The sequence below is a fragment of the Winogradskyella eximia genome (genome assembly GCF_003386165.1).
Taxonomy (GTDB): domain Bacteria; phylum Bacteroidota; class Bacteroidia; order Flavobacteriales; family Flavobacteriaceae; genus Winogradskyella; species Winogradskyella eximia.
Genome location: NZ_QRDV01000024.1, coordinates 1 through 2,034 on the forward strand (window position 1 = coordinate 1; position 2,034 = coordinate 2,034).

Below are 2,034 nucleotides of genomic sequence, written 5' to 3' on the forward strand. Positions count from 1 at the left end.
TTAGCAGTTAGCAGTTAGCAGTTAGCAGTTAGCAGTTAGCAGTTAGCAGTTAGCAGTTAGCAGTTAGCAGTTAGCAGTTAGCAGTTAGCAAAAAATGAAAAACAAATTGGGATAAAAACAAAATTTAGCAAATATGAATGTCCCAAATTTCGACATAGTCGGAAGCAACGATTTTTAGAAATAATGAGCGAAAAAGCGGAACTGCGAAGCGAAGCTTCAAGCATGTAGCTTTGATAGCGAATGGTGCTTTAGCAATTTCATAATAAATCGTTTTGAATTTTTGGTTCGTTTTGTTTCAAGACAAAATGAACGTAGAAGAATTTAGAAACAAAAAGAAGTTTAACAATTATATCCCTGTTTCCACAGGCATTGAGATGAAAAAAGTATTAGTAATAGACAATTACGACAGTTTCACATACAATTTAGTCCATTATTTAGAAGATTTAGATTGTGAAGTCATTGTAAAACGAAACGATAAATTGACATTAGACGAAGTAGACGCATTTGAAAAAATAGTGTTATCACCAGGACCAGGAATTCCGGATGAAGCAGGTTTATTAAAACAAATTATTGAGGCTTACGCACCAACAAAAAGTATCTTAGGCGTGTGTTTAGGACAACAAGCCATAGGAGAAGTTTTTGGCGGAACGTTAGAAAATTTAGACAATGTTTATCATGGTGTTGCTACCGAAATCACTCTATCGGTTGACGATGAATCTTTATTTGATGGACTTGGTAAGACCTTTGAAGTTGGCAGATATCATTCTTGGGTCGTTAACGCTAACCTACCAGAAAGTTTAGAAGCAACTTCTTTTGATGAAAATGGACAAATAATGTCATTAAGGCATAAAATTTATGATGTTAAAGGCGTACAATATCATCCTGAATCTGTTTTAACACCAAATGGAAAAACCATTCTTAAAAACTGGATTAATTCTTAAGTATGAAAGCACTACTAAACAGACTAATTAACCAAGAAAGCATCTCAAGTGAAGAAGCTAAAAAGGTCTTGGTTAATATTTCAGCTGGTCAATATAACCAAAGTCAAATAGCATCTTTCTTAACCGTTTATATGATGCGAAGCATCACTTTAGATGAGCTAAGAGGATTTAGAGATGCATTATTAGAACTCTGTGTTCCTGTAGATTTAGACGACTACAATACAATAGATTTATGCGGAACAGGAGGCGACGGAAAAGACACGTTTAATATTTCTACGTTATCCTCTTTTGTCACAGCAGGTGCAGGAGTCCACGTTACAAAACATGGCAATTATGGTGTATCATCAGCCTGTGGTTCTTCTAATGTTATGGAAAGCTTAGGTATTAAATTCACTAATGATATTGATTTTTTAAAACGAAGTATAGACGAAGCTGGCATTTGTGTTTTACATGCACCTTTATTTCATCCAGCTATGAAAAACGTAGCACCAATTAGAAAAGAATTAGGTGTAAAAACATTTTTTAATATGTTAGGACCAATGGTAAATCCTGCATTTCCAAAAAATCAAATGGTAGGTGTTTTTAATCTCGAATTATTAAGACTTTACGGTTATCTATACCAAGAAACAGATAAAAACTATGCTGTAGTCCATGCTTTAGATGGTTATGATGAAATTTCTTTAACAGGAAAAACAAAAGTAATCACCAACACATCAGAAACATTATTTGAACCCTATGAACTTGGTGTTGATACGATAGAACAATCAGCTATTTTTGGAGGAAACACAGTAGACGAAGCTACACAACTTTTCACAAAAATAATAAGTGGTAATGGTTCTAAAGCACAAAATAATGTGATTTGCGCCAATGCTGGTTTAGCCATTGCAACAGCAAAACAGATTACACATAAAGAAGGATTTCAACTAGCAAAGGAATCTTTGATGAGTAAAAAAGGAAAAGAAGCTTTAGATAAACTTATTAAACTTAGCAATTAGCAATTAGCAGTTAGCAGTTAGCAGTTAGCAGTTAGCAGTTAGCAGTTAGCAGTTAGCAGTTAGCAGTTAGCAGTTAGCAGTTAGCAAAAAATGAAAAA

At 34.0% G+C, this 2,034-nt stretch carries 2 protein-coding genes; both read left to right on the forward strand.

Translation table 11 applies throughout. The annotated features are described in order from the left end of the window. Positions 1-374: 374 nt before the first annotated feature. A complete protein-coding gene (locus DFQ10_RS18410) occupies positions 375-941 on the forward strand; it encodes an anthranilate synthase component II (protein ID WP_115818918.1) in 567 nt (188 codons plus the stop codon). Positions 942-943: 2 nt separating this feature from the next. Then, positions 944-1,936 (forward strand): anthranilate phosphoribosyltransferase, encoded by a 993-nt coding sequence (trpD, locus tag DFQ10_RS18415; RefSeq protein WP_115818917.1) that lies wholly within the window; start codon positions 944-946, stop codon positions 1,934-1,936. The last annotated feature ends 98 nt before the right edge of the window (positions 1,937-2,034 follow it).